Raw genomic sequence first — 25,958 nt, 5'->3', positions numbered from 1 at the left:
GTGGCAACAGGCACCCACCGTGATTGACTATATAGTGCTCTGTAGAGATATTACAGAGCGCTTTTCTACCTAGATAGGCGTTAAACTACCTGCATACGCAATCATTGCACGTTCCTATTCGGACACTCCAGATACTCTATGCAAAATACGAACCAACTCTCCATCGACTTCGATGGGGACCACATCCGACGATGCGAGGACCTGCCAACGGAACCCGCTCCCGGCAACTACGTCATCATCGACGTCATGTTCTTCTCGACCACCGTCGTCGAGTTGCTGGCCGCGGGTGCCCAGTCCGTCCACGTCCCCGAAGAACGTGGACTGGAGTTCGAGTACCAGTCGGACAACGCCGACGCGAAAATCGGTGGCGGTCGCACCGAGGCGTTCGAACCCGAGGACGGGTACGACTTCTACAATTCCCCGAGCTACGTGCAGTCGGTGGACGTAACGGGGCGTCCCACGAGTTTGACCTCCTCGAATGGCGGGCGTGCGATATCCAACCTCCAAGAACTCGGCGACGATGACGTCGACATCTACATCGGGTCCACGACGAACGCGGCGGAGCTGGCTCGTCACCTCCCCGACGACGAGAAGACGTATCTCGTCAGTGCGGGGTCGAAGGGCGAGTGGGCGACGGAGGACGACCTCGGTGCCGCCATGATCGGTCGATACCTGAACGACTATCCCCTCCTCGATTTCGAAGTCGAGATGTTTCAGGACATGCTGCAGGTGGCGAAGGGTGAGAACTACGTCGAGCGACACGAGGTTCGCCGCCGGGACGTCGAGGAGTTCGTGCAGGCCATGAACAGTCGGTCGGTCGTGCCAAAACTCGTCGGCGGCGAGTTCGTCGACGTGAACGAGTCGCCGCTGCAGACGGCGGCCCAACCCGCGACCTCCGACTGATCGTTTTTACCGTCAGTTCTGCCGTTTCACTGTTTTTCTGCCGTTTCACCGTCGATATCGTAGTCGTTTCGACGCCGGAACCTCGCCTGTCTCCCGAGTGTGAATAACGGCTATACGCTCTGCGGACGCAGTATTACGGCGGTGAGTACAACTATGCAGTTCGGTGCATCGCTCGACGTGCGGTTCGATGAATCGGTCGAGGAGTTCGTCCGGTTCTTGGGGGAACAGGGGCTTTCACACGTCGAGCTACGGAAGGGGTACTTGGACGTGCGTTCGGACCCGCCGAGCCCGGACCGATTGCGGCGAATCGCGGACGACCACGGGGTGACGTACACCGTCCACATGCCCCACCGTGACTGCAATCTCGGGAATCAGAACGAACGGCTTCGACGGGCGTCGGTCGAAGCCGTCGAGGAGTCGCTGGATTTGGCCGCGGACATCGAGGCCGGTGGCGTCGTGGTTCACGGCGGGTCCGTGCGGACGCGGTATCCGGAACGCGCACAGGAACACGGCCGCGAGCAAGCCGTTCGCTCCATCCGCGAGTGTATCAACTACGCCGAGGAGGTCGAAGTGCCGGTCTGTCTCGAAAATCAACGGGATAAACCATCGAGCCGACGGAACACCGCGGTCCCCGACCGGATTGCGGCGTTCGCCGACGACATCGGTATCGACTCGGAATACTTCCGGTTCACGCTCGACGTGGGGCACGCGAAGGCTACGGGGGTTCCCTACGAGGCGTTCGTCGAGCGATTCGGCGACCGTATTCACGTCGCTCACCTCCACGACAACGACGGGACGGGTGACGACCACGACCCCCTTCCGGAGTTTCGGGCGGTCGCGGACGAAATCGGTGCCGAATACAACGTTTTCGAGATGAAGTCGCTCGACGATATCCGCCGGTGCGTCTCGGGTGGTTCGTAAGCGATTCCACACCGCCGGTCCGTCGACACGTCGCGTTTGGGAGGCGATGTATGGCCGTCCGTAACTTTCACTCGTCCGTTCCGATGCCGTTCGGCACGCGTGCGCCGGGAACCATATTTATATACTCATATATAGATTATATTGACATAACAGAGCTATTGCGTGGTAGGCATACACAATTTCTATACGTACACCTATGCTAGAGAGTGTCTGTGTCGCTTAACAAGAGATCTCAAGGGGGGGAACAGTCTCGACAGCGAGTGGGGGTGATTTGCAACGAGGAACACGACGTGTTCTCGGTCGTTGGAGACGAACTTCGCAATCGCGGTATCCGTGTCGATTTCTTCGAGCCCGGAACGGCGCTGTCCGAGGAAACTATCTCGAATCTCGATCTGCTGATGAACAAGAAGGTGGACCCGCATTCGTTTCGCGCGCTGGAACGGGCCGAATCGGCGGGTATTGCGACGTGGAACGGGTACAGAACGGTCCTTCTCGGCGCTCGTCTCGTCGGGTATCGCGTGCTCGAACGCGTGGGCTGTCGGGTGCCACCGGTCTCGTTCGAAAAACCATCGGGTGATTACGTGGCGAAGACATCCTTCGACTGGCACTTCCATCCCGACCCCGAGTTCAACGGAGAGGGGGATTTCTATCAGGAACTCGTCCCGGCGGATCCCATCGATCACAAGTACTACGCCGTGGACACCGGCGACGAAATCGTCGTCCGAGTGCTCCGTGCGAAGTCGAAACTACGCGGGAAAAAGGAGTACATCGACCTCATCGATCCCGAACCCGTGCTGGCCGAGCAGATTCGAGACGTGATGAAACTCACCGGCTCGCAAGCCATCGGCGTTGACTTCATCGAATCCGACGACGGCTACTGGGCCGTGGACGTGAACCCGGCGATGAGTTTCAGGGAAGCCGAGATGGAAGACCAACTGGTCGAGTCGGTCCTCGCGGTGCTGTCGCGCGATACCGACGACTCGACCGAGACGGCAATCCGTTCGGTGCTCACTGAACGGGAACTCGGGACGGGAGACTGACACCCCGGCGACGGCAGCGGTCCGTCCGAGCGAATCCCGTTTCATCGTACCACGTCACCGTCGTAGTGTTTATGCTACTTACGGTCGTCCGTGTGCGGTGGGCCCGTCGATACTGGGGCTATCGACGAAACGAGGGGGGTCGGGCGGCGTGGTCGCGTCCACCGCACGGACTGCCGGAAGAGAACCGCGGTTCGACGGGACAACCAGTCGAGTACCGACGCCGAGGAGCGACCCAAACGACATCACAATACCATATCGTCGGTTGCTCTCCCGGTGTCAGCAACATCGATACGATACAACACATCATAAAATGACTATGAAAGTAATCTGTGAAAACGGACTCACCCTCGACTGTAAAGGGTACAAAGCGGTAGACAGCGGCGTCATTCTGATGGATGACGAAGACCGAAAGAACGTCGTCGGGTTCGTCCCGAGCGAACACCTGGAGTACGTCGTCTCCGAGGACGTTTTCGAGGAGAACCGGGAACTGCTCGGCGTTCCGGAACCCGAAATCGAATCGCCCGAGGAACTCGACGACCAACTGGACCGATTCGAGCGGGAAGTCGCCGAACTGGAGAAGAACCTGGACGAGCAGACCGAAGCGATGTCCGAGGAGGAAGTCGAACTCCGCGAAGAAGTCGAGGAGAGACGCGACCACCTCCAAGCGCACGTCGAATCGGTCCAATCCCAACTGTCCCAGGTCATCGACCGAGCGGAGCATTTACGACGGCTCTCGGAAAGTGAGGAAGCGGTCGAAACGGAAGCGGGAGACGCGGACGCCACAGCGGAGGCGGGCGCTTCATCCGCCGTGGAAATCGACGAGACGAGCGAGGACGTCGAGGAACTCCGTCACGAACTCGACGACCGCCTCTCGGCTATCGAGGACCGTCTCGAAACCATCGCCGAGACGGGCGAAGCGAGCGACGAGTCCGACGACGGTGACAAAGCGGAAGCGGAGGAAACGGAGGGCGAAGAGGGTGCGGAGATGGAAGCGGAGGGCGACGGCCAGCACCTCGAACGGATCGACGGGTTGGGCGATACCTACCGCTCACGGCTCGAAAATGCGGGCATCGACTCCCTCGAAGACCTCGCTTCCGCCGAACCGGACGACGTTGCCGAGGCGGCGAACGTCCCCCAGACCAGAGCCGAAGGGTGGGTCGAAGAGGCCTCCGAAGAGCAACGCTCGAACGCGTAACGGACGGTATCAGTTTTGTTTTTCGGGTCCAACCGTCTCGGAACCGGACGACTTTGTTAAGTGAGAACACACCGAATCGGGGGATATGTCCGACCCGACCCTCTCCGACGAGGCACAGCGACGATTTCCCGTCCCCGACTACGATGAGATTCCCGACGACCTCCGCGAACGCATCGACGAGGAGACCGAACGCGCCGGATTCACGCCGAACGTGTTCGCGGCGCTCGCGTACAAGCCCTCCCACTTCCGCGCGTTCATGGCCTTCCACGACGCCCTCGTCGACGATACGTCGCTCGACCGCGAGGAGGTAGAGATGATAATCGTCGCCGTCTCCGGGGTCAACCACTGCTATTACTGCAACGTCGCCCACGGCGCGCTCGTTCGCATCTACGCGAAACGGCCCACCCTCGCCGACCAGTTGGTGGCGAACTACCGGCAGGGCGGACGTGAGCGAGAAGCGGGTGGCGATGCTCGACGTGGCGGTGAAACTCACCGAGCGCCCGACCGAGGTGTCCGACGACGACCTACAACGACTGCGCGACGTCGGGTACAGCGACGAGGAAGTCTGGGACATCGGAAGCGTGACGTCCTTTTTCAACCTCTCGAACCGGATGGCCATGTTCGCCGACTGGCGACCGAACGACGAGTTCCACACGATGGGCAGGGAACGACGCGAGTAGCTTTCCGTGACGAACGGACGTCGGCACGCGAATCGTGCCGTTCCATCGCATTAAAAATCGACCGCTCCACCGAACTCGTTGTACGAACGGGGGTGGAATCGAACCACCGGGGCCACGAAGTGGCCGCCACCGACGCGGGGTCGATGGTGCTTCTACCAACAAGCAACCCGTTCTCGTCCCGGAGTCCCCCACCGGAGCGCGGTATGGCCGTGCCGGGAAGCGGGCACGACCTGACTGGCGTGAGTATGCCGTGGAACACGACGTTGGGCAGCTGTGCTCGAACGTCGCGGAGTGCGTGGCGACCCGGTCGCACCCTACGACGCTCGCAATTCATCCAATGGCCGCATCCGGTATTGTTATACGGTCCCTACTGTCGAATAATCCGACCGAAGCGCACCACGACTGACGACGGTGACGTGAAACGGCCCGACTCGTTGCGACTCGTGTTGGTCTCGAACGGCAACGAATTCGGTCGTTGGCACTGTTTTATGAATACTCTACTACCCTCGGTCGGATACAAACCGTTCGAGGATCGAACGGACGCCGCAAGCTTTTGTTTGACCGTCGAACGAATCGTCCTTTCGGGCGTGAGACGACCGAATTCGATTGTCTCGGAATGGATGTGTCCGGCAACGAATCTGAACTCCCTATGCCGTTAGTGCAAAAAACAGGGCACACGGTGGCTGTTCTCGCCGATTGGGAAATAACCTCAAAGACATGTGATTGGACATCTATTGGTCTTCTATGACTCGCTCTGAAGAGTTGGCTGCGTTCAAAGCATCGCTCGGAGAACTGGTGGAAGAAGCACCCGAACTCGAACAGTTCGTCGGATTCGTCGAATCCGCCGAAACGACGACCGTCATCGACCACAAAACCAAGGAGCTGATGTCGCTCGCCATCGGCGTCGTCACCCGGTGCGACCACTGCATTCTCTGGCACACCGATGCCGCACTGGAGGCCGGTGCGACCCACGAGGAAATCATCGATACGCTGAAGATAGCCGTCGTAATGGGAGGCGGCCCGGCAATGACCTATGCGATTGTCGCGTACGAGACACTCCAAGCGCTTGAGGCCGAGCGCAACGAGTAACAAACCTCTCTCCGCGTTCGATCATGATCCGAATCGTCCTTTCGGGCGTGAGGCGTCTGAAAGCGGGAACCACGGAACGCTGATATTTGTCGATAGCGAACAAGTGAGACACGTCTGTGTATTGTGTGAAAACTGAAAGCGGAAACTACGAATACGATCCCACTGTGGGGGAGAGACCGTTGGACCTATCGAGTAACCGTCTTAGGGGATTTGTCTTACTCCGGTAGTTGCCTGCTCTGTTCTGTATCGATTACTGCTTCTCCTCGAAGGGTTCATCTCGCTGTTCGAACACTACCGTGAGCCTCCCTGGTCTCTGTCGTTGGGCGGCATTGTGGATCCCCTCGAAATGCTCTAACATCTCCGTTGAATCACTCGTTCCGGCACGGACCGTCCGTGACTCCTCTCGGAGCGTGTCGTACAGTCGATTCAGCAATCTTTCGACGGCATGTGCATCGTCCTTCGACGTAATCTCGAAGGTGGCCTCGTACTCATCCATACTGTCGCATAGGTTCTTTCGAGGGATAGGGTTATCCCAAACGGGCTCTCTACCGTACCGTCCGTCAAACAGCGATAGTTCTCTCCGGGAAGTTCGACTGGAGAAATGAAGTTACGTCGTATCGCCGTGTGGCGACGGTACGAAACGTTAGTTAGTTGCGGACGACGTTCGTCGCGCGGGGGCCCTTGGGGGCCTGTTCGATGTCGAATTCGATATCGGTCCCTTCCGTCAGGTCTTCGCCGCCAACGTCTTCCATGTGGAAGAACACGTCGTCGTCGGAGTCGTCAGTCGAGATGAAACCGTAGCCGCCAGTGTCGTTGAAGAAATCAACCTTACCGTTTGCCATTACAACTAAACAGAGACCCACCACACGGATATACCTACCGCATTCGTTTTTTAATCCGGGAATTATTTAGACAAACATCCAGAATAGAGGAGTTTTGATCTTTATTTGACCAATTGGGTGGTTCTGTGGAGAAGACACACCGAATTCACCAGAACGAACGGTTCCTTCTACTGAACCCATACTTCTCGATCGGCGAGGCCTACTGGTCGGGTCATGAATCTCGGTGGAAAGCACTCAGTTGTTCGACTATCGAACGAAAACAACGGCGCTGCAGGATTTGGGAACCACGCCCGAGCACCGACGCTTCGCGTCAAACCTCGGTCTAGTTCAAATCCTTTGCCCAGTTTCGACTCCTCACTTCGTTCGTCGTCAAAAACATGGGCGCTGCAGGATTTGAACCCGCGGCAACTTGGTCCGAAGCCAAGCACTCTGTCCAGACTGAGCTAAGCGCCCGTACTCACTCGTACTGCCCCCTACTTTTTAAACGTCGTGGTTTCGTCTCGCGGAAATCTCATTCCGACCATTTATACGACGTGGACCGAGTACGTCGCCGTATGAGTATCGACGGGCGTGCGAAGGGACTGTTCGAACTCACACGTCCGGGGAATACGTTCGCGGCGGGCGTGCTCACCTTTATCGGCGCGTTCGTCGCGGGTGGCGTCTTCACCGATTCGCAACCGGTACAGGTGGTCGCGGCCGTGGTGGCGACGTGGTTGGCGACGGGAGCGGGCAACGCCATCAACGACTACTTCGACCGGGAGATCGACCGCATCAACGCGCCGGAGCGACCCATTCCGCGCGGAGCGGTTTCGCCGAAGGGAACCTTGATATTCAGTATCGTGTTGTTCGTCGGTGCCGTGGTCGCGGCGCTCGCGTTGCCCGTCTTCGCCATCGGCATCGCGGCGCTCAACCTCCTCGCGCTCGTGGCCTACACGAAATTATTTAAGGGTCTGCCGGGAGTCGGGAACGCCGTCGTCGCCTATCTCGGGGGCAGCACGTTTCTGTTCGGCAGTGCGGCGGTTGCGGCCGACGCGGGGAGCGTCGGCGTTCCGGTCGATCAAATCCGAACCGCCGCGATTCTCTTTTTGCTCGCCGCGCTCTCGACGTTCACGCGAGAGATAATCAAGGACGTCGAGGACATGGCTGGCGACCGGGAAGAGGGGTTGAACACTCTTCCGTTGGCAATCGGTGCACGTCGTGCGACGGCCTTCGGTGCGATACTGCTCGTCGTCGCCGTCGCCGCGAGTCCGCTGCCGTATCTGTGGGGCGTGTTCGGGCTGCCCTATCTGGTGGTCGTCGTTCCCGCGGACGCCATCATGCTCTATGCCGCCGCTGAGAGTTTCGGGAACCCGACAGCCGGGCAGAATCATTTGAAATATGGTATGTTCCTCGCCGCTATCGCGTTCGTCATCGGTCGGATAGCCGTTCTCTTTTGAGTGTTTTCGACGGGTCAGATAGCAATCAAAAAGAATATAAGCGGAACCCAATATATTAATCCCAGATGATACAGGGGGAGAAAACTGGCGTTTCGCTCACCGTTCCCCCGTTTCGCTATCGAATCGAAGGGTGCAACCGTGTACAGTGAGGGTCCACGATGTACGACTTAGGTGGGGCGTTCGCGGGGAGAGACATCAATCCCGGGACGAATCTGCTCGTCGCAGGGCCGCCGATGACTGGAAAGCGCCGTCTCACGTTCGACATGCTCGCACACGGCAACCGTGCAGGTGATGGTTCGATACTCGTGACGACGAAAAGCGCGGGCAAACAGGTGCTCTCGGAGTACGAATCGCGCCTCGATGGCCCGGACGTTCCCATCGGTGTCGTGGATTGTGTTTCGAAACAACAGGGAATGGCTCCGCAGCGGACCGACGGTATCGAATTCGCGTCCTCGCCGGTGGACATGACCGGCATCGGAATCAAACTCTCGGAGTACCTCCAGCGATTTTACGATTCAGGCGTCCGTTCCAACCGCATCGCGTTCGATTCGCTTTCGACGCTCCTCATGTACTCGAATCTCCAAACCGTGTTCCGGTTCCTCCACGTCTTCACCGGTCGCGTCCAGAGCGCGGAGGCCCTCGGACTGTTCGTCATCGATTCCTCGGCGCACGACGCGCAGACGATGAGCACGCTCCGGCAGTTGTTCGACGGCGAAATCGAAGTTCGGGAAGACGGGGACGACGGGTCGGAAATCCGGTTGAAGGGCGTCGGTCCGACGACCGAGTGGCGGCGAGTGTAGCTCGCAGTCCGGCGAAAGAGCCAACGCTTTTGCGCGCTGGTCGTCTCAGTTCTCCCATGCCAATCGAAGGAGACGACGAACTGCGGGACATCCTCGAACTCGACACGGTGGCGGTCGTCGGCTGCTCTTCGACGCCCGGAAAGGACGCCCACGAGATTCCGAAATACCTCCGCGACCACGGCTACGAGGTCATCCCGGTCAACCCCTTCGCGGACGAAATCTTCGGACGGGAAGCGGCCGATTCCCTCGCCGATGTGGACGAGGAGATAGACATCGTGGACGTGTTCCGGCCGAGCGAGGAGGTTCCCGAAATCGTCGATGCCGCTCTCGAACGGGACGACGTGGATACCGTCTGGATGCAGTTGGGCATCCGCGACGACGACGCGGCGAAACGCGCGGAGGACGCCGGAAAACGAGTCGTTCAAGACCGCTGTATGAAGGTCGAGTACGGCCGGTTGATGGGGTAAGGGGACGAACCCCATCGAAAACCCGCCGAATCGCTGTTTCCCTTACTTATCGGGTTCGTAGACGTACAGACAGTCGTTGCTGTAGGACCGACCGAACTTATCGGCGTCCTCACAGCAGAGGACGCGACCGTCGTCCATCACGTAGATGTTGTCGACGTTGATGAGGGCGTCGTCCGCGATGTCCGCCGGGTCGCTCGCGTCGGGGCCGACGATGACGGGTTCGAGGGTCGAAACGTTGTAATCGTCTTCGAGTTCGGCGCGGTAGACGACGCCGCCGTCCACGCGGTCGAGTCGAACGTCGCCGAGCGTGTCGGCGAGCGCATCGTTGAGCGCCGAGATGGCGAAGTAAATGTAGTCGCCGGGTTGCGCACCGTCGACGCTATCGACGCCTTCGGCCTTGTTGAACTCGATGGTCGCGCCGACTTCCTTGGCCGCCGCACGGGTTTCGAGGAAGGGAACCTTCCGGAGTTCCTCGTCCACGCCGTTCGGCCCTTCGTTCTCGTACTGCTCGGCCCACTCGACGATCTCCTCGTTCGTGATGTAGTTCCGGTTGCCGTTTTCGACGACTTCCGTATCGGCCTCTTCGAGCGCCGTGTCGAGGTCGTCTTCCCAGTCGGTGTCGGCGTGGGTGTCGAGGTAATCGACCTGTGTAACGTCGTCGTACTCGGCGATCCATTTCTCGACCTCGTAGTTCGCGGCGTGGCCTAGTTCCAACCACTCGAATTCGAGGTTCACGTCGGCGGGCGGGTTCTTCTTCGCCGCGTCCGCGTTGGTCACCTTCGGTGCGTACAGGGTTCCGGTGACGTTCATCGGGTCGCAGTAGCCGTCGATCTCCTCGTCGGCGACGAACTTGTAGATACCCTTGCTGTCGCCGTCGGAACAACCGTACACGGTTCGTTTGTCGCTCTGTATGTCTGGAGATTCCCACGACGCTCGGCCCATCACGTAGTATTTGATGGGTTCCGGCGTCTCCGCCGTCGGTTCGCGGAAATCGACGAAATAGCCGTAGCGGTACGGGTTCGGGTACACGTCACCGATGGGGTTCATCGTGTTCCGCTCGTCCTCCGCGGACTGGTCGACCGGTGAGGCAGTCTGGTCGATGCGTTCGGCACCGAGGTAGTACGCGAGGAATTCGAGGCCCGTGAGCGCCCAGTAGCCTTGGACGCCCCACGACTCGTCGCCGTAGTACTCGTCGATGGCCTCCTGAATTCCGCTCGGATTCGGTCGGTTCCAGAACTGACAGCCGCCGATGAGGTTCTTCCCGCTTCCCTTCTCCACGATGTCGCCCACCGTCGCGGTCAGCGAAACGCGGGGTTGCGCGTAGTTCTCCTCCGCCGAAATCATCGTGTTCCACGGACTGCGGTCGCCGTAGCAGTTGATTCGCGTCCCACCGAGTTCGCGCATCGGTTCCGTGTTTGCGAGGTTGATGGCGTTCTCCAGGTCGGCGGTCCAGCCGCCGTCTTCGTCCTGACTGATGGGTATTCGGGACACGTTTCCGGGGCTGTTTTCCCAGTTGGTGAACAGGAACCCTTCGGTACCCTCCTCGTCGGTCGGAATGAACTGATTACAGTCGGGATTGGATGCGGGGTCACCGTACTGCGTCCCGGCGAAGTTGTCCGGCGTGATGTTCCAGCCGTCCGGCGTTTGGGTAACGCCGAGACGTTCGGTGTTCCCGTTGATGCGGTCTTCCTCCCGTGCGAGGAACGTGAATTCGCCGCTCGCGCTTCGAACCATCCCTTTCTCCTCGTTCGTTTGCGGCGTCGAAAGCCCGGAGAAGTCGTCGTTGCGTCCGTCCATCGAAAACCGGAACCCCTCGAAATAGCCGATGCCGGACCTGTTGTACGGCGCGGGGTTGTCGCGGCTCGGATGTTGAAGGCTGTACAGCGGCGTTCCGTCCTCGAAGACGAACGGTCCGGTGACCTCCGCGCCGAACGCGGTGGACGAAAAGCGCTTGAGGCTGCCCTTTACGTACGGTGCACTCGGAGTGTCGTCGTCCTCCGGGGGTTCGGTGCTCTCGATTCCGATAACGTTCGACGAAACGCTCGCGCCCAGTGTCGCAGCGACCGATGTGGCCATCAGTTTGCGTCGGGTGAACTCGACCATGCGAGCGTCGATTTACAGTAAGATAATATGTAAATTTATAATATATGTATGTGGTATATTGGTCCGATACGACGTCTATGTACGCGTTTCTCCGACATTGTTCGAAGTTTTAAACATACGTCCGTCATCCGACGAGAACGTGGTGCTTTCACGGAACTCGGCGAGCGTTCGGCCGAGTCTCCCGCTCTCCCTCGCTCTATAGTTCTCGAACTGGTTTGATATCGTATGGAACTCCGGTGTAATGTGGGTGGTGATGGGGGCCTCCCACGGAGCTATTCACTCCATCCCTAACCGAAAACAGAACGTTCTCCGAGAGACGAGCGAGTTCCCCTACTCCATCCCCATCTCTTCCGCGCCGGTGCGTATCTCTTCGGCCCGCTTCCGAACCGTCGAAACGTACCGTTCTATCTCCGGAGGCGTTTTGCCGTAGAACGAGGCGACCCAGTTGAGGTCGGTGTACGGTTGGGTGAGGAAGTACGCGGACAGCGTATCCCGACCCGCCTGGATTATCTCCGGCGGGACGCCACGTTCGCCCGTTCCCGCCTCCTCGAACCCGTTCACGTCGAAGTACACGTCCGCGTACAGTTCCGCCAACTCGGGGTCCTCGAACCGAACTCCTTCGTGGTTCGGCGCTTCGAATCGGTAGCGGGCGCTCCCATCCTCGGTCGGTATCGTGACGATTCGGACTCCCAGTATGTACTCCCTGTATACCGTCTCGGAGGGAGTTGCATTTCGATCAGTCTGTGACATGGATAGTTGGTCGTGGTCGCTCGACCGCCACCGAGACCGATAGTCGTCGGTCCTCGGATGTAGAGGCCCAAGGGGGAGCGTCGTTTAGTAGTTTGATAATTTCACTATATACGGCTCCGTACCTTGCATCCGCAAAAGTCGGTCAGCGCCTCTCCGTCTCCATGTACCTCTCTAACCCCGCGCTTATCCCTCCCACTCGGCGAACGAGCGGTAGATTCCCTTCGAGAGGTAGCGCTCGCTGGAGTCGGGGAAGATGGTGACGACCGAGTTTCCGGGGGCATCGATTTCGCCGTCCCGAATCTTCTCGGCGACCTGCTGGGCCGCGATGCTCGCTGCGCCGGCCGAGGAGCCGACGAGGTGGCCCTCCTCGCGTGCGAGCCGTTTCAGTTCGTCGTGGGCGGCTTCGTCCGGCACTTGGATGATTTCGTCCACGAGGTCGGGGTCGAACAGTTCGTTGGTCGTCGGGTCGTGCGTCCCGATGCCCTCGATTTTGTACTCCTCCTCGGGCACGTCGGCCCCCTTCGTCGTGGAGTAGAGCGACCCTTCCGGTTCGACGGCGGCGACGTAGGTATCGGGGTGCTGGTCGCGGGCGTACTTCGCCATGCCCATCAGGGTTCCGGCGGTCCCACACCCGGCAACGACCGCGCCGATGTCGCCGTCGAGGGCGTCGTAGAGTTCCGGTCCCGTCGTCTCGTAGTGCGCCTCGACGTTCAGCGGGTTGCTGAACTGCTGTGGAACGACCGCGTTCTCGGTTTCCTCGGCGAGCTGGTGGGCGCGCTCGATGGCGCCGCCCATGCCGTCCGCGGTCGGCGTGTTGATGACCTCCGCGCCGAGCGCGCGCATGAGCTGTTGCTTTTCGAGGCTGAACCGTTCCGGGACGACGAACACGGCGTTCACGCCGAGTTGCCCGGCGGCGATGGCGAAGCCGATACCCGTGTTTCCGGCGGTCGGTTCGATGACGGTCCCGCCGGGTCGGAGTTCGCCGCTGTCGAGCATCGCCTCTATCATGTACTTCCCGATGCGGTCCTTGACGCTCGCGCCGGGGTTGAACGATTCCACTTTCGCGTACACTGGTATCTCGTCGGAGGCGGCCTGAACACGAACGAGCGGGGTTCGGCCCACCGTGTCGAGGACCGATTCGAGCGGTTCCCGATGTGTCGTCATGTCGCAAAAATTGACGGGAGGGCTGTTAGTCGTTGTTATGTCTTCCGACTCGGTGACTCACGTGCTCGCTTCGACCGTCTCGTCGGTCGAGTCGTCCCCCGCTTCGCCCTCGCCGTCCGCCTCGGCGGATTCGACTTCGGACAGCACCTCGTCTACGTCGATGCCTTCCTCGCGGGCCAACGCCTCGATGAGCGCCTTCTGGTGTTCGTTTTCCGCTTCGAGTCGCTCGACGCGCTCGTTCGTCGTCTCTAGCGTCTCGCGCATGTCTACCAACTGCTCGCGCATCTCGTTGAGTTTAGCGTACAGTTTCTCCGCGGTGTCGGCGACTTTCTGAATCTTCTTGGCCGTGCTTCCGAGTCCCATATTCCCCCATTCGTTCCGGAGTAATGTGGGTTTTCCGACTCAAGCAGGACGCTTAACTCGGTTCCACGGATGGGTATGCACATGAGCAAGGCGCTGAAAGTCGGTATGGTGTCGTGTCTGGTCGTAGTTGCGCTCGTTTCCCTGCCGTATTTCGTCGCTCCGGCGACGGCGGTCAGCGTCTACTACGATACGATTCCCGTTCCCGTCGAACTGCTCGACGTTCTCCTCTCTCTCGTCGCGTTCATCGCGTTCGGGTCCGCACTCCGCGGTCGGTCGGACCCGGCGACCGTCGCGGGCGTCACCCTCGTCCTCGGCGGCTTTCTGGCGGGCATTACGCTCTGGTGGGCCGTCGTGACCCCCGCGTCCACGTTGGTCGAAGCGGCACGCATGGACGCGTTGAACGGGTATCGGTGGGTGATTTTCCTCGCGACGCTTGCCGTCCCCACAAGCGCGGGTTGGTACGCCCGAACCGTGCTGTAGTCGTCCCTTTTGGGTCCACAGCGATGTGTTACTCCCCGACAGTCGGCCTATAACAAAGTAACGTGACGGTGCAGGTGGTGGCGTGTCGCCGAACGCTCTCTCTCGCCTGTGGTCGCACGTCTCTCCCCCGTTGCTGATCGCCGTGTTAGGAGTGATGCTCGGCGACGTGATAACGACCGGTATCGGTTTGGAACTCGGGCTGAGCGAGGGGAACCCGTTCGTCTCCCACCTCCTCGCCGAGATGGGACTGTTCGGGTTGCTTCTTCTCAAAGCGGCGACCGTCCTCCTCCTCGTGGTCCTCTCGGGATGGACCCAGCGGTCGCGTCGGACGTTTCGACTCGGAAGTATCGTCTATCTCGTCGTCGGACTGCTCGTCGTCGTCTCGAACGTCGTGGCCATCGCCACGGTCGGATGACTTCCGGGGCAAAGTCGAAGCTTGACGCCATTCCGAACCCGAAAGGCCCTTAAGTCGGAGTGGAGTAGAAGGAAGTGGACTAGGTTGGGCAGTTAGGCCCTGCTCCCCGCCCGCGCTATGGTCTTGAGCGGGAACCAAACTCCGGGTACGTCCGGTCAGACCGGGCCGGGCCCCGAAAGCCAACGCAGAAGCCTCGTCCGACGGGGCCAGCGGTCCGCGGCGAACACTCGCAGGGGTGTCCCGTCGCGGTTAGTCGGTGGCAATCCGTCAGGCACGGAAGTGAGCAGCGGACCGCCGAACAGCTGTCGCTCGTCGGATCGCGGGGTGGAGGAGGCAACCGGGATTCCCCGGTCCGGAACGCCGGGCAACCCCGGCCGTCCACATTCATATCGCATTCTCACCGCCGAGTCGAAACGCCGTCTCGAATCCAAACGCCGTCCCGAATACAGATGTCGTCTCGGTTCGACCGAACCCTATCCGTTCAGTCGTGACGACCGAATCCCCCACGAATCGAGCACGCTATCGACGAAGGTCCGCGTCCAGCGAGCGCGTTTTTCGGGTTTCACGTCGTCCTGCGTGACCTCGAAGAGACACGACGGCACGTCGCGGTCCGCCCGCATCTTGTTGACGAGCATCGGCGTGGTGTCGTATTTCGTCTCGCTCACGGGCGTGTGAACGAAGTCGTAAACCGGTTCGTAGCCGGTGACGTACTCGTCGTTCAACCGTTCGACCGCCGCATCGACGCTCGTGACGATTTCGTCGTGTTTCGAGCGGAACACGTTCTGTCCGACGCCCTCGTCGCCCTCGCGTCGCAAGATTCCCTTGGAGCTGTGAAGGTCGATGAACAGGTCCGGGTCGTACTCCTCGATGGCCCTCCAAACCGCCTTCGCGAGCGCGTTCGTCGGCGGCTCCCCGATGGGGAACTTTCTGTTCAAGTCCATTCCCGGCGGCCACTCCCGACGTTCGTGGCGCACGCCGCGAACGTTCGCTTTCGGGAGGACGACGAGCGTTCCGGCGTCGATGTCCCACTTCCTGATGGCGTCCGCGGCCCAGTATCCGCTCTCCTCGTTGCCGTGCATTCCCCCTCCGACGAACGCGGTCGGACCGGGAGACCCCGAGCGAATCTCGTAAATAGTCGTCTCCTGTTCCGTCCCGTCGCGTATCGTCGCCGTCGAGACGGTTTGTTTTCCCGTCGCGGTGGTTGTTTCCGTCGTCGCCGTCGAGTCCGCCGACTCCGCCCCGGACGATACGTCCGTCGTCCGGCCGTTCGCGTCCCCGTCCGAGTCGCTTCCAGCACACCCCGACAGGAGGACCGTGCCACCGACCGAAACGGAACCGACGGTAGAGAGGAAGGTTCTTCGACTGCCGTTCATACCGAAAAATAACGCCCGGTCTACTTCAACGCTGTTCCACGACCGTCGGAACGACGGGCGACGATGGCCGCCTCAGTCTTCCGACAGCACCGCCAACTCGGACGGGTTCGAAATCTCGATTCCCCCCGCGAGGTTGCGGTAGGGGTACGGGATGTCGATGCCCTCCTCGTCGAAGCGCTGTTTGACCGCGGTGACGTACTCGCCGCGCGTCTTCACGAAGTCACTGCGCTTCGGGTCCGAAATCCAGAAGCGGGATTTGAGCCCCACGGAGGAGTCGCCGAGTTCGGTGAGCCGAACCGACGGTTCGGGGGTGTCGAGGATGTCCGAGTGGTTCTCGGCCTCCTCGATGATGATCTCGGTCGCCCGGTGGATGTTGTCGTCGTAGCCGATGCCGAAGAGGAACTGGATGCGGAGTTTGTCGTTGGCGACGGGGTTCTTGATAACGCCGTCGGTCAGCACCGAGTTCGGCACCGTCAGCAGTTCGTTGTCGAACGTTCGAACGCGGGTCACGCGGAGGTCGATGTCCTCCACGATACCGGAGTAACTGCCGTCGTCCCACTCTATCCAGTCGCCGATTTTGAACGGTTTGTCGGTGAAGATGAACACACCGGCGACGAAGTTGGCGATGAGGTCCTGCAGCGCGAAGCCGACTGCCAACGTCGCGGCGGCACCGATGGTGGCGAACGCGGTGAGGAAGTTCCCGAGCTCGGCAAACCCGAACGCGAGTGCGACTGCCACGAACAGGACGACCAACTGCGTTATCTTTGTAAGTGGTTTCTTGACGCTATCCTCGTATCCACGCCTGTCGAGTAGGCGTTTCACCATCGGTATGACGACGATTCTACCGAGCAGGTAGAGGGCGACAAACGAGACGACGAAGTATATTGCTTGTGTCACGAGCCCCGCGTTATCGCCGAAGATACCACTGAGTCCGGGTAGCGGTTCCATCAGTGGTACACCGCCGTGTTCCCACGCGTTTCGACGAGTTCGGCGTTCACCTCGTCAGCCAGTTCGTCCGCGAGTTCGTCGGTCGAGGTGCCGCCGCGGGCCGCTCGGAGAAACTTCACCTTCACGAGCTTCTCGTTTTGCAGTTGGTTCTTCAGTTCCTCGGTGACGGCACCGACGCCGCCCTTGCCGACCCACACCGTCACGTCGAGGTCGTGTGCCTCCTTGCGCAGTTCGTGATTACTCATAAGTAGCGGATAGTTTGGCGCGACCACCTTTAAAGCTTGTAACCAACACGTCCGGTCAGATTTGGGGGGAGTGTGAATATCACGCACCCGCTTGCGGGTTTCAACACCTTTGTATCGTATGAATCCCGATGTTCGGATATGACTTCGAAGGTCGTCGTGCTCGGTGCTGGCTACGCTGGTGCTGGCGCGATACAGCAACTCGAAGAAGAACTCGATGACGCTGACATTACGTGGGTGTCGGACAAGGACTACCACCTCGTACTGCACGAATCCCACCGTGTTATCCGTGACCCGCGAGCGAAGGACAAGATTACGCTCCCGATTCACGAGATCAAGTCCCCGAGCACGCGCTTCGTGCAGGACACCGTTGTGGACATCGACACGGACGACCGAACGGTCGAACTGGAAGACGGTGACGACCTCGAATACGATTATCTCGTCGCCGCGCTCGGCAGCAAGACGGCCTACTACGGCATCCCGGGCATGGCGGAGAACGCTCTCACGCTGAAGAGTCTGGACGACGCGCTCGAAATCCACGACCAAGTGAAGGAGGCCGCCAAGACCGCCTCCCGCAACGACCCGGCGAAGATCGTCATCGGCGGGGCCGGACTGTCCGGCATCCAGAGCGCCGGTGAAATCGCGGAGTACCGCGACAAGCACCGCGCACCCATCGACATCTACCTCGTCGAGGCACTCGACGAAATCATGCCCGGACAGGACCCTGAACTGCAGGGGACGGTGAAGAAGTACGTCCTCGAAAAGGACATCAACATCCTGACCGGCGACCCGATTACCGAAGCCACCGAGGACGAGATTCAGTTCGACGAGGGCGACGCCCTCGACTACGACGTGTTCGTCTGGACCGGCGGCGTGACGGGCCGCGACGCCATGGACGACTGCGGACTCGACAACGAACACAACCGCGTCACCACCGAATCCAACTTCCAGACCAGCGACGACCGCGTGTTCGCCATCGGCGACTGTGCCATCATCGACCAGGGCGAGAACCCGGCACCGCCGACCGCCCAGGCCGCGTGGCAGGCCGCCGAAGTCGTCGGCGAGAACGTCGCCCGCGCCATCTACGGCCAGCCGCTCAAGACGTGGACGTACAACAACAAGGGGACCGTCATCTCCATCGGTGACGAGGCCGTCGCTCACGACGTCAAAGTCGCCGGGATGGACTTCCCCATCAGCACCTTCAACTCCACGCCCGCGGAGGTCCTGAAGAAGGCCATCGCGGCGCGCTGGATCGCCGACATCTCGTCGTACAACCGCGCCATCAAGGCGTGGAGCGTGCTGTAATCGCGGGTTCGCCGCCTCGAAAAATCAGTTTTCCAGATTGCTACGGAATTCGAACGTCGTGTTCGAGCGTTCCGATTCCCTCTATCTCGACTTCGACGGTATCGCCGTCTTCGAGCGGCGCGACCCCCGACGGCGTGCCGGTGATGACGACGTCGCCCGGTTCCAGCGTGAGGTAGGTCGTAATCTCAGCGATGAGTTCCGGGACGGAGAAGATGAACTGGTCGCGCGAGGACTCCTGTCGCACCTCGCCGTTGACGCGGAGTTGCACGCGGGCGTCCTCCGGGACGTTCTCGGGAGACGCCACGACCGGCCCGAGCGGGCAGGAGTTGTCGAACGCCTTGCCGCGGACCCAGTTCTGCTCCAAATCCTGGTCGTCGCGGTTCGAGATATCGTTCACGCACGTGAAGCCGTCAACGACGTCCATCGCGTCCTCCTCGGCGACGTTTCGACACTGCTCGCCGATGACGACGCCGAGTTCCGCCTCGTGGTCGATGCGCTCCTTTCCGGCCGGGAGCGTGATGGTGTCGCCGTGGGATGCGACGGTGTTCGGCGGCTTGAGGAACAGTAGCGGACGCGTGGGAACGTCCTTGTTTCGCTCGGCCGCGTGGTCGGCGTAGTTCAGACCTACACAGACGACCTTCGTCGGTTCCGTCGGTGCGAGGAGTTCGACCTCCTCGGGCGCGTAGCTGTCGCCCCCGAATCGGAGTTCGCCGTCGCGCCATTCGCCGGTTCTAACCGACCCTGCCGGGTCGCGGAATCGGACTCGATGCATACGCTGGGTGTCGTATTCGGGAGGCAAAACGGTTCGGACTCCGGTAACACCCCACCCGCCGCCAACATCTTTTAAGACGGTTTAGGAAGTATCCCAACGTACACCATGGAGCTTACTTGGTACGGACACTCGACATGGCACGTCACCGTCGGCGACACGGAACTCCTCATCGACCCGTTCTTCGACAATCCGAAGACGGACACGGACCCGGAGGAGTTGGACCCGGACTACGTGCTGCTCACGCACGGGCACGCGGACCACATCGCGGACTCCGACCGGTTCCGCGACGCTCACTTCGTCGCCACGCCGGAGGTCATCGGCTACGTGACCGACGAGTACGGCGTCGAGGACGGTACCGGGATGAACATGGGCGGCACCTTCGAAGCCGATGACGCCTACGTCACGATGGTTCGCGCCGACCACACCAACGGCCTCGACACGGGCTACGGTGCCTCCGGCGGGATGCCCGCGGGCTACGTCATCAGCGACACCAAGCCGACCCAAGTCTCCGACGAGGAGAGCGAGACGTTCTACCACGCGGGCGATACCTCCCTGATGACCGAGATGCGCGACGTCATCGGTCCGTTCCTCGAACCCGACGCCGTCGCGGTTCCCATCGGCGACCACTTCACGATGGGACCGTGGCAGGCCGCCGTCGCGGTGGACTGGGTGGACGCCGACTACGCGTTCCCGATGCACTACGACACGTTCCCGCCCATCGAGCAGGACCCCGAGGACTTCGTGCGCGAGGTCGAGGCCACCGGCAACGACGCCGAAGTTCACGTCTTGGAGGGCGACGAGACGTTCGACCTCTCCGAAGAACTCTGGTGACGGGAATCGAGAGTAGACGGGACGGTTTTTTTTGTTTTCTTCGACGAGTTTGAGTAGGTGATTAGCTACGAACAGACGCGGTTACCGGTTATACGATTTCAGCAACTACGAAGAAGACCCACAAAGCCCCCCCGCTCGCTGTCTCGTGGTTGGTATTGCTGTGGCTGCAAATACAGACGTCAATGAAACCACCCGCCGCCGCACCGCGTACTCACGGCGCTGCCGTTCGTTTTCGAGGTTTCTCTGAAACCTCGCATGCCACTCCCTCCCCAACCGACTCCTTCGCATGCGCTCAGTCGTCCCTCGCGCTTTCCAGCAGGCCCTCGGATGTGAAATCCTCGGCCTGCTGACGCACGCGCCATGGCGGTTGACTTGTTTCACATCGACTATCTTGCACGGTTCTACACGTTCACTCCGACAAGCGCGGCCGGAAGAACAAGCCTTAGGAGTGTTGCGGCGAACGTGGAAATTGCAATGCCAGAAGTCACTACCACGTCGGAAGCAGGATACAGCGCAGAGAACGAGGTCCGCGATTTCTCCGTCACCATCGACGCGACGGGCGAGGACGCCCCGGACACGCTCGAAACACTGCTCGCCGCGTACGGTTCGTGCTACGTTCCCGCCCTTCGCGTGGGCGGCGAACAGCGCGGCGCTGGCGACCTCGGCAAGATAGAAATCGACGTGAGCGGCGACCTGAACGACGACGACAAACTCGACGCCGTCGCGTTCGACATCAAGTGGGAAGCCGAGACGGACGACGAGACGGCACAGGACGCCATCGACCGCGCCTTCGAACTTTGCAAGGTTCACGACGCGGTGAAAGAGAGCCTGCACGCCGACGCAACCGTCGAGACGGGCGCGTTCTAACGACCCGCTCGAACCCCGAAAGGGAAGCGTTAAAAGTCGCGCGGCGGAACGTGGGTGTATGAGTCAGACCCAAAAACAAGCGCGAAAATGCGTCTCGTGCGGGATTAACATCTCCGGCACGAACGCCGCGTCGTTCAAATGCCCAGACTGTGGGCAGACGATCTACCGCTGTGCGAAGTGCCGAAAACAGAGCAACCTTTACGAGTGCCCCGACTGTGGGTTCCTCGGACCGTAAATCATGGGAAAAGTAGCAGCTAAAGTCAAGGTAATGCCGCAGAGCCCGGAGATCGACCTGGACGACCTCCAAGAGAAACTCGAAGATTCGCTCCCCGAGGGTGCGAAAATCAACGGCTTCGAACGCGACGACGTTGCGTTCGGTCTCGTCGCGCTCCTGCCGACGGTCATCGTCCCCGACGATGCCGGTGGCACGGAAGCCGTCGAGGAGTCGTTCTCGAACGTCGATGGCGTCGAGAGCGTCGACGTGCAGAACGTCGGTCGGATATAATTCCACTTTTCGTTTCGTTTTTCTCACTCCGTGAGCGACCGGTACGTCGCCTCGACGTCGGCGTCCTCGACGAACCCGCCGTGATAACAGAGGACCTGACTCGTCTCGAAGTCGGCGAGCGTGCCGACCGACTCGATTGCTCGCTCCAACTCGGGCGTGAACCGCTCGTTCGGCCCGACGAGGCCGTCCTCGTCGGCGACGGTGGCGTCGGCAGCGATGAGGAGGTCCGCCTCGGGAAGGACGAGCGAAACGTGGCCGGGCGTGTGCCCCGGCGTTTCGACGACGCGCATCGGTCCGGCCTCGGTTCTGAACGTGACGCCATCGACGACCTGCACGTCGACCGAAACGGGCGGGTAGCGGTCGCCCCTCGATTTGATTGGGTCCTCGTCGCCCTCGATGGCGGGCGTGTCACCGGTCGAAGCCACGACGGTCGCGTCGGTTCGGGAGAGGAGGTCCTCGGCACCGCCCGCGTGGTCGCCGTCCTGGTGGGTCAGAAGCAGCGTCTCCACGTCGTCCAGCGAGAAGCCGTGGTCGGCGAGTGCGTCGGCCAAATCGTCCGTCTGACCGGGGAACCCCGCGTCGAGGAGAAGCAAGCCGCCTTCGGTTTCGACGCCCGACGGGTAGATGACTGTCTCGCGGTCGCCGCGTTCGAAGGTCAACGGAAACGCGTACACGTGGTCGGTCAGTTCCATGCACGACGCTACGTGCTCCGGTTTGGAGTACTGTTGGGCTCCGGCATTCGATTCCGCAACCGCGGAAAATAGAGGGGGTGACTACTTCAGCGCGGCGTCGAACGCCTGTTGGAGGTCCGCCTTCAGGTCGTCCACGTGCTCGATGCCGATGCTGGCGCGGATGAGGCCGTCGGTGAGTCCGGCGGCCAGTCGTTCTTCCTTCGGAATCGCGGCGTGGGTCATCGTCGCGGGTTGTTCGATGAGCGATTCGACGCCGCCGAGGCTTTCGGCGAGGGTGAACACCTCCGTCTCGGACACCACGTCGGCGGCCTCCTCCAGCGAGGCGTCGAGTTCGAAGCTGACCATACCGCCGAAGTCGTTCATCTGCTCCGCGGCGAGTTCGTGGTTCGGGTGCGATTCGAGGCCGGGGTAGTACACGGTGTCCACCGCGTCGTGGTCGTCCAACCAGTGGGCGATGTCGCGGGCGTTGTCGCAGTGACGGTCCATCCGCACGCCGAGGGTCTTGGTTCCGCGGAGGACGAGGAAACAATCGTGCGGACCGGGGGTCGCGCCGACGCTGTTCTGATAGAAGCCGATTTGCTCGTCCAACTCGGCGTCGTCGGTAATCAGCGCGCCGCCAACCACGTCCGAGTGCCCGCCGAGGTACTTCGTCAGCGAGTGGGACACGATGTCCGCACCGAGTTCGAGCGGACGCTGGAGGTACGGCGTGGCGAAGGTGTTGTCCACGGCACAGAGCGCGTCGGCGTCCGCCGCGATGTCGGCCATCGCCGCGATGTCCACGACGTTGAGCAGGGGATTGGTCGGCGTTTCGACCCACAGCAGTTCGGTGTTCTCGCGCACCGCGTCCGCCACTTCGTCGGGGTCGGTCATGTCCACGAAGGAGAACTCGACGTCGTAGTCGGCGTACACCTGCGTGAAGATTCGGTGGGTGCCGCCGTACACGTCCTCGCTGGCGATAACGTGGTCGCCCGAGGAGAGCAGGTTGAGGACGGTGTTGATGGCTCCCATCCCGCTGGAGAAGGCGCGACCGTATTCGCCGCCTTCGAGGCTGGCCAGATTGTCTTCGAGGTCGGTGCGCGTCGGGTTACCCGTCCGGGAGTACTCGTAGCCCCGGTGGTCGCCCGGCCCGTCCTGCACGTACGTCGAGTTGGCGTAGATGGGCGTCATCAGCGCGCCCGTCTTCTCGTCGGGTTCCTGTCCGGAGTGGATGGACCGCGTTTCGAACCTGAAATCGTCGCTGTCGGTCATGCGCGAGGGGACGAACCGGAGGAGGGTTATCCTTTCGCCTCGCGCTCAGGAAGAAGAGGCATGTACCGGGACCACGTGCCGTGCAACATGGACGAACGCGCGCTCGGAACGACGGGCTACGACGTAACGGAAGTCGGAATGGGAACGTGGAACATCGGGTCGGACTGGGGCGACGTGTCCGACGAAGCGGCTCACGAGGCCGTTCGTGCCGCCATCGACGCCGGAATCACGTTCCTCGACACGGCGGACGTGTACGGCGACGGACGGAGCGAACGCGTCATCGCCGACGTGCTCGCGGAGTACGACCCGGACGAGCGTCCCACCGTGGCGACGAAGGCGGGACGGAGGCTCGACCCGCACGACGCGTCCGGGTACACGGAATCGAACCTTCGGGAGTTCGTGGACCGAAGTCGGTCGAATCTCGATACGGACGCGCTCGATGTACTCCAACTGCACTGCCCGCCGACGGACGTGTACTACCAGCCCGAAACTTTCGACGCGCTGGACGTCCTGAAAGCCGAGGGGAGAATCGACCACTACGGCGTGAGCGTCGAGCGCGTCGAGGAGGGACTGAAAGCCATCGAGTATCCGGGCGTGGAGACGGTGCAGATAATCTTCAACCCGTTCCGCCAGCGCCCCGCGGAACTGTTCTTCGACGAGGCGGCGCGCCGCGACGTGGGAATCATCGTCCGCGTTCCGCTGGCGTCCGGGTTGCTGACCGGGAACCTCTCGGCCGAAACGGAGTTCCCGGAGAACGACCATCGGAATTTCAACCGCGAGGGCGAGGCGTTCGACCGCGGCGAGACGTTCGCGGGTGTGCCCTACGAGCGCGGCCTCGAAGCGGTGGACGAACTCCGACCGCTGGTACCCGAGGACGCGACGATGGCGCAGTTCTCCCTTCGGTGGATTCTCGACCACGACGCCGTTTCGGCCGTCATTCCGGGTTCGACGGACCCGAAGCACGTTCGGGAGAACGTCATCGCCGCCTCGCTCCCGCCGCTCACGACGGAGGAGACAGAGCGCGTCAGGGAGGTCTACGAGGAGTACGTGGCCGATGCGGTCCACCAGCGGTGGTGATGGGCTTCCCGGTTGGATGACCGCGCCACCGGTCCCGTGCCAAACCGACCCGCGAGGTTCGTGTCTCGGCGAGGAGGAACGTATCTTTTATAACCGTCACTGAACAAGAGCGTCATACGACTATGCCGAGCTCGAACGGACCGTACAACACTACCCGCGAAAAGTTGTCGAACAACCCCCGAGAACGTGGTACGTCCCCACCACAGCGCGCCGTCCAGCAGTACGAGAACGGACAGAAAGTCCACCTCAAAATCGACCCGAGCGTCCGCAAAGGTCGCTTCCACCCGCGATTCAACGGTCGCACGGGTGAGGTCGTCGGTAAGCAGGGCAAAGCGTACAAAGTCATCATCAACGACGGCGGCAAGGACAAGACGCTCATCACCCAGCCCGCACACCTCCGCGAACAGAAGTAAGCTATGACTATCTTCAAGGAAAAGCTCGACGAGGAGTATCTCACGACGCCGGAGGCGAAGGAACTCCTCGCGGACATCGAGCGCGAACGCGCGCTGGACGAGACCCGCGAGATGCCCTACAACCTCTCCCGAGCCATCGAACACGTCAACCGGTTCGCCGTCCTCGACGCTGAGGAGTCGCGCGAACTGGTCGGGGAGCTGCTCGAACTCGAAAAAGTGGACGAGGCGACGGCGTACAAGATCGCCGACCTCCTGCCGAAGGATCGCGACGAACTGCGAGCGGTCTACGCACAGGAGCGGTTCACCCTCTCGGGTGACGAGCTGGACGAGATACTGAACGTCGTGGCGAAGTACGAGTAGCTTCACCGATTCTTTAAGTTGCTCGTCATCGTATTCGAGTGCAATGAGTGAATCCGAGACTGACAGCGAAGCGTCGGCTGTGGTGCTCGACTTCCTGCCACACGGTCGTGCGGAAGACGACCGTCCGCAGTACCAGAAGGAACCGGTCGCGTACGTCCTGACTGAATCCGATTTCCATCTCCTCGAACTCGTGCTCGAACAGGGTGCAAGCGTCGGTATCGGCGACAGCATTCCAATCGAACCACCCGCGGCCCGCGAGAACGTCACCAACGTGCGCGAAGTCGCGTACGGTGACCTCACCTCCGCCGCGCAGTCGGAACTCGAACACGCCGTCACGGACATCGTGGACCGCGACGAACGGCGGTTCGTCGATTTCTACAACGACGCCCAACCGATAACCCTCCGTCTCCACCAGTTGAACCTCCTCCCCGGCATCGGGAAGAAACTGCGCAACCACGTGCTCGAAACGCGGAAACGGAAACCGTTCGAGAGTTTCGACGACCTCGAAGACCGCGTGTCCGGACTTCACAACCCGGAGGACGTTCTCGTGGAGCGCATCCTCGAAGAGATCCGCGAGGACGATTTGAAGTATCGAACGTTCGTCCGCTACGACTGACGCGAGCGGGGTTTCGATTTTCGCTCGCTTCCCGCTCTCTCGTCTCGCTTCGACGAGTGCT

Annotated in this window: 31 protein-coding genes, 1 tRNA gene, 1 other RNA gene and 1 pseudogene; 21 read left to right on the top strand and 13 right to left on the bottom strand. The window is 61.0% G+C overall.

Features of this window, described 5'->3' with window-relative positions; all coding sequences use genetic code 11:
• Positions 1 to 138 precede the first annotated feature (138 nt).
• The 6 genes and pseudogenes from B208_RS0101865 to B208_RS0101840 all read left to right on the top strand — a co-directional run bounded on the left by B208_RS0101865 (position 139) and on the right by B208_RS0101840 (position 5,828).
• The gene (locus B208_RS0101865) at positions 139 to 903 is read left to right on the top strand and encodes a 2-phosphosulfolactate phosphatase (RefSeq protein ID WP_007978816.1); all 765 of its coding nucleotides are present in this window, start codon (positions 139 to 141) and stop codon (positions 901 to 903) included.
• A 153-nt stretch (positions 904 to 1,056) separates the two neighbouring features.
• On the top strand, positions 1,057 to 1,824 hold the full coding sequence (locus tag B208_RS0101860; RefSeq protein WP_007978815.1) for a sugar phosphate isomerase/epimerase family protein: 768 nt from the start codon (positions 1,057 to 1,059) through the stop codon (positions 1,822 to 1,824).
• Positions 1,825 to 2,090: 266 nt separating this feature from the next.
• Entirely contained in the window at positions 2,091 to 2,864 is a 774-nt protein-coding gene (locus B208_RS0101855; protein WP_007978814.1) for an ATP-grasp domain-containing protein, read from the top strand.
• A gap of 316 nt (positions 2,865 to 3,180) precedes the next feature.
• Positions 3,181 to 4,059: a helix-hairpin-helix domain-containing protein gene (locus B208_RS0101850; RefSeq protein ID WP_018128665.1), complete on the top strand. Its 879-nt coding sequence runs from the start codon at positions 3,181 to 3,183 to the stop codon at positions 4,057 to 4,059.
• An 85-nt stretch (positions 4,060 to 4,144) separates the two neighbouring features.
• Positions 4,145 to 4,739 (top strand): annotated as a pseudogene (locus B208_RS0101845) (peroxidase-related enzyme).
• Positions 4,740 to 5,483: 744 nt separating this feature from the next.
• Complete coding sequence (locus tag B208_RS0101840) at positions 5,484 to 5,828, top strand: carboxymuconolactone decarboxylase family protein (protein WP_007978810.1); 345 nt, start codon at positions 5,484 to 5,486, stop codon at positions 5,826 to 5,828.
• A gap of 250 nt (positions 5,829 to 6,078) precedes the next feature.
• Here the strand turns inward: B208_RS0101840 and B208_RS0101835 are convergent, their stop codons facing one another.
• The 3 genes from B208_RS0101835 to B208_RS0101825 all read right to left on the bottom strand — a co-directional run bounded on the left by B208_RS0101835 (position 6,079) and on the right by B208_RS0101825 (position 7,123).
• Entirely contained in the window at positions 6,079 to 6,324 is a 246-nt protein-coding gene (locus tag B208_RS0101835; protein ID WP_007978808.1) for a hypothetical protein, read from the bottom strand.
• 151 nt (positions 6,325 to 6,475) lie between these two features.
• Positions 6,476 to 6,670, bottom strand: coding sequence for a cold-shock protein (locus B208_RS0101830; RefSeq protein WP_007978806.1), 195 nt, complete (start codon positions 6,668 to 6,670; stop codon positions 6,476 to 6,478).
• A 378-nt stretch (positions 6,671 to 7,048) separates the two neighbouring features.
• Positions 7,049 to 7,123: transfer RNA gene (locus B208_RS0101825), tRNA-Arg, on the bottom strand.
• Between the two features lie 101 nt (positions 7,124 to 7,224).
• Between B208_RS0101825 and B208_RS0101820 the strand changes: the two genes are divergently transcribed.
• The 3 genes from B208_RS0101820 (at position 7,225) to B208_RS0101810 (ending at position 9,373) form a co-directional block, all read left to right on the top strand.
• On the top strand, positions 7,225 to 8,106 hold the full coding sequence (locus B208_RS0101820) for a geranylgeranylglycerol-phosphate geranylgeranyltransferase (protein WP_007978804.1): 882 nt from the start codon (positions 7,225 to 7,227) through the stop codon (positions 8,104 to 8,106).
• A gap of 158 nt (positions 8,107 to 8,264) precedes the next feature.
• Positions 8,265 to 8,906, top strand: a complete 642-nt coding sequence (locus B208_RS0101815; RefSeq protein WP_007978802.1) for an RAD55 family ATPase — start codon at positions 8,265 to 8,267, stop codon at positions 8,904 to 8,906.
• A 56-nt stretch (positions 8,907 to 8,962) separates the two neighbouring features.
• Positions 8,963 to 9,373, top strand: a complete 411-nt coding sequence (locus tag B208_RS0101810; RefSeq protein ID WP_007978800.1) for a CoA-binding protein — start codon at positions 8,963 to 8,965, stop codon at positions 9,371 to 9,373.
• 42 nt (positions 9,374 to 9,415) lie between these two features.
• Here B208_RS0101810 and B208_RS0101805 read toward each other — a convergent pair whose 3' ends face one another.
• From B208_RS0101805 to B208_RS0101790, 4 genes are all read right to left on the bottom strand, one after another.
• Positions 9,416 to 11,476, bottom strand: a complete 2,061-nt coding sequence (locus tag B208_RS0101805; RefSeq protein WP_007978799.1) for an alkaline phosphatase PhoX — start codon at positions 11,474 to 11,476, stop codon at positions 9,416 to 9,418.
• 330 nt (positions 11,477 to 11,806) lie between these two features.
• Positions 11,807 to 12,226: a hypothetical protein gene (locus B208_RS0101800; RefSeq protein WP_007978797.1), complete on the bottom strand. Its 420-nt coding sequence runs from the start codon at positions 12,224 to 12,226 to the stop codon at positions 11,807 to 11,809.
• A gap of 183 nt (positions 12,227 to 12,409) precedes the next feature.
• The gene (locus tag B208_RS0101795; RefSeq protein ID WP_007978795.1) at positions 12,410 to 13,390 is read right to left on the bottom strand and encodes a PLP-dependent cysteine synthase family protein; all 981 of its coding nucleotides are present in this window, start codon (positions 13,388 to 13,390) and stop codon (positions 12,410 to 12,412) included.
• A 57-nt stretch (positions 13,391 to 13,447) separates the two neighbouring features.
• On the bottom strand, positions 13,448 to 13,753 hold the full coding sequence (locus B208_RS0101790) for a DUF5798 family protein (protein ID WP_007978793.1): 306 nt from the start codon (positions 13,751 to 13,753) through the stop codon (positions 13,448 to 13,450).
• Positions 13,754 to 13,834: 81 nt separating this feature from the next.
• Here B208_RS0101790 and B208_RS0101785 point away from each other — a divergent pair, with 81 nt between their 5' ends.
• The 3 genes from B208_RS0101785 (at position 13,835) to ffs (ending at position 15,032) form a co-directional block, all read left to right on the top strand.
• Positions 13,835 to 14,233: a DUF7548 family protein gene (locus B208_RS0101785; protein ID WP_232423695.1), complete on the top strand. Its 399-nt coding sequence runs from the start codon at positions 13,835 to 13,837 to the stop codon at positions 14,231 to 14,233.
• 82 nt (positions 14,234 to 14,315) lie between these two features.
• Positions 14,316 to 14,648, top strand: coding sequence for a DUF5658 family protein (locus tag B208_RS0101780; RefSeq protein ID WP_232423694.1), 333 nt, complete (start codon positions 14,316 to 14,318; stop codon positions 14,646 to 14,648).
• 72 nt (positions 14,649 to 14,720) lie between these two features.
• Positions 14,721 to 15,032: signal recognition particle sRNA (gene ffs, locus B208_RS23235), an RNA gene on the top strand.
• Between the two features lie 89 nt (positions 15,033 to 15,121).
• Here ffs and B208_RS0101775 read toward each other — a convergent pair.
• The 3 genes from B208_RS0101775 to B208_RS0101765 all read right to left on the bottom strand — a co-directional run bounded on the left by B208_RS0101775 (position 15,122) and on the right by B208_RS0101765 (position 17,214).
• Positions 15,122 to 16,021 (bottom strand): succinylglutamate desuccinylase/aspartoacylase family protein, encoded by a 900-nt coding sequence (locus B208_RS0101775; RefSeq protein ID WP_007978790.1) that lies wholly within the window; start codon positions 16,019 to 16,021, stop codon positions 15,122 to 15,124.
• A gap of 72 nt (positions 16,022 to 16,093) precedes the next feature.
• Positions 16,094 to 16,969 carry a mechanosensitive ion channel family protein gene (locus B208_RS0101770; protein ID WP_007978789.1) on the bottom strand — a complete coding sequence of 292 codons (876 nt, stop codon included), beginning with the start codon at positions 16,967 to 16,969 and terminating at the stop codon, positions 16,094 to 16,096.
• On the bottom strand, positions 16,969 to 17,214 hold the full coding sequence (locus B208_RS0101765; protein ID WP_007978788.1) for a YhbY family RNA-binding protein: 246 nt from the start codon (positions 17,212 to 17,214) through the stop codon (positions 16,969 to 16,971). The genes B208_RS0101770 and B208_RS0101765 overlap by 1 nt, the downstream gene beginning before the upstream one ends.
• 138 nt (positions 17,215 to 17,352) lie before the next feature.
• Here B208_RS0101765 and B208_RS0101760 point away from each other — a divergent pair, with 138 nt between their 5' ends.
• Positions 17,353 to 18,516, top strand: a complete 1,164-nt coding sequence (locus B208_RS0101760; protein ID WP_007978787.1) for an NAD(P)/FAD-dependent oxidoreductase — start codon at positions 17,353 to 17,355, stop codon at positions 18,514 to 18,516.
• A 40-nt stretch (positions 18,517 to 18,556) separates the two neighbouring features.
• Here B208_RS0101760 and B208_RS0101755 read toward each other — a convergent pair whose 3' ends face one another.
• Positions 18,557 to 19,288 (bottom strand): fumarylacetoacetate hydrolase family protein, encoded by a 732-nt coding sequence (locus tag B208_RS0101755; RefSeq protein ID WP_007978786.1) that lies wholly within the window; start codon positions 19,286 to 19,288, stop codon positions 18,557 to 18,559.
• Positions 19,289 to 19,393: 105 nt separating this feature from the next.
• On the opposite strand from B208_RS0101755, the gene B208_RS0101750 reads away from it, so the two are divergent.
• From B208_RS0101750 to B208_RS0101740, 4 genes are all read left to right on the top strand, one after another.
• On the top strand, positions 19,394 to 20,119 hold the full coding sequence (locus B208_RS0101750) for a metal-dependent hydrolase (protein ID WP_007978785.1): 726 nt from the start codon (positions 19,394 to 19,396) through the stop codon (positions 20,117 to 20,119).
• A gap of 474 nt (positions 20,120 to 20,593) precedes the next feature.
• Positions 20,594 to 20,986, top strand: a complete 393-nt coding sequence (locus B208_RS0101745; protein WP_007978783.1) for an OsmC family protein — start codon at positions 20,594 to 20,596, stop codon at positions 20,984 to 20,986.
• Between the two features lie 58 nt (positions 20,987 to 21,044).
• Positions 21,045 to 21,221 (top strand): HVO_2753 family zinc finger protein, encoded by a 177-nt coding sequence (locus B208_RS23230; RefSeq protein ID WP_007978781.1) that lies wholly within the window; start codon positions 21,045 to 21,047, stop codon positions 21,219 to 21,221.
• Positions 21,222 to 21,224: 3 nt separating this feature from the next.
• On the top strand, positions 21,225 to 21,491 hold the full coding sequence (locus tag B208_RS0101740; RefSeq protein WP_007978779.1) for an elongation factor 1-beta: 267 nt from the start codon (positions 21,225 to 21,227) through the stop codon (positions 21,489 to 21,491).
• Positions 21,492 to 21,514: 23 nt separating this feature from the next.
• On the opposite strand, the gene B208_RS0101735 is transcribed toward B208_RS0101740, so the two are convergent.
• The gene (locus tag B208_RS0101735) at positions 21,515 to 22,183 is read right to left on the bottom strand and encodes an MBL fold metallo-hydrolase (protein WP_007978777.1); all 669 of its coding nucleotides are present in this window, start codon (positions 22,181 to 22,183) and stop codon (positions 21,515 to 21,517) included.
• An 81-nt stretch (positions 22,184 to 22,264) separates the two neighbouring features.
• Positions 22,265 to 23,431, bottom strand: a complete 1,167-nt coding sequence (locus B208_RS0101730) for a cystathionine gamma-synthase (protein ID WP_007978775.1) — start codon at positions 23,429 to 23,431, stop codon at positions 22,265 to 22,267.
• Between the two features lie 87 nt (positions 23,432 to 23,518).
• On the opposite strand from B208_RS0101730, the gene B208_RS0101725 reads away from it, so the two are divergent.
• The 4 genes from B208_RS0101725 to B208_RS0101710 all read left to right on the top strand — a co-directional run bounded on the left by B208_RS0101725 (position 23,519) and on the right by B208_RS0101710 (position 25,897).
• Positions 23,519 to 24,508, top strand: coding sequence for an aldo/keto reductase (locus B208_RS0101725; protein WP_007978774.1), 990 nt, complete (start codon positions 23,519 to 23,521; stop codon positions 24,506 to 24,508).
• 122 nt (positions 24,509 to 24,630) lie between these two features.
• Complete coding sequence (locus B208_RS0101720) at positions 24,631 to 24,921, top strand: 50S ribosomal protein L21e (protein ID WP_007978773.1); 291 nt, start codon at positions 24,631 to 24,633, stop codon at positions 24,919 to 24,921.
• 3 nt (positions 24,922 to 24,924) lie between these two features.
• Positions 24,925 to 25,281 carry an RNA polymerase Rpb4 family protein gene (locus B208_RS0101715; protein ID WP_007978772.1) on the top strand — a complete coding sequence of 119 codons (357 nt, stop codon included), beginning with the start codon at positions 24,925 to 24,927 and terminating at the stop codon, positions 25,279 to 25,281.
• Between the two features lie 43 nt (positions 25,282 to 25,324).
• On the top strand, positions 25,325 to 25,897 hold the full coding sequence (locus tag B208_RS0101710) for a DUF655 domain-containing protein (protein WP_007978771.1): 573 nt from the start codon (positions 25,325 to 25,327) through the stop codon (positions 25,895 to 25,897).
• Positions 25,898 to 25,958: the final 61 nt, after the last annotated feature.

It is taken from the genome of Haladaptatus paucihalophilus DX253 (assembly GCF_000376445.1).
Taxonomy (GTDB): domain Archaea; phylum Halobacteriota; class Halobacteria; order Halobacteriales; family Haladaptataceae; genus Haladaptatus; species Haladaptatus paucihalophilus.
The sequence above is the reverse complement of the archived record's forward strand: the minus strand, read 5'-3'. Positions and strand labels throughout refer to the sequence as shown.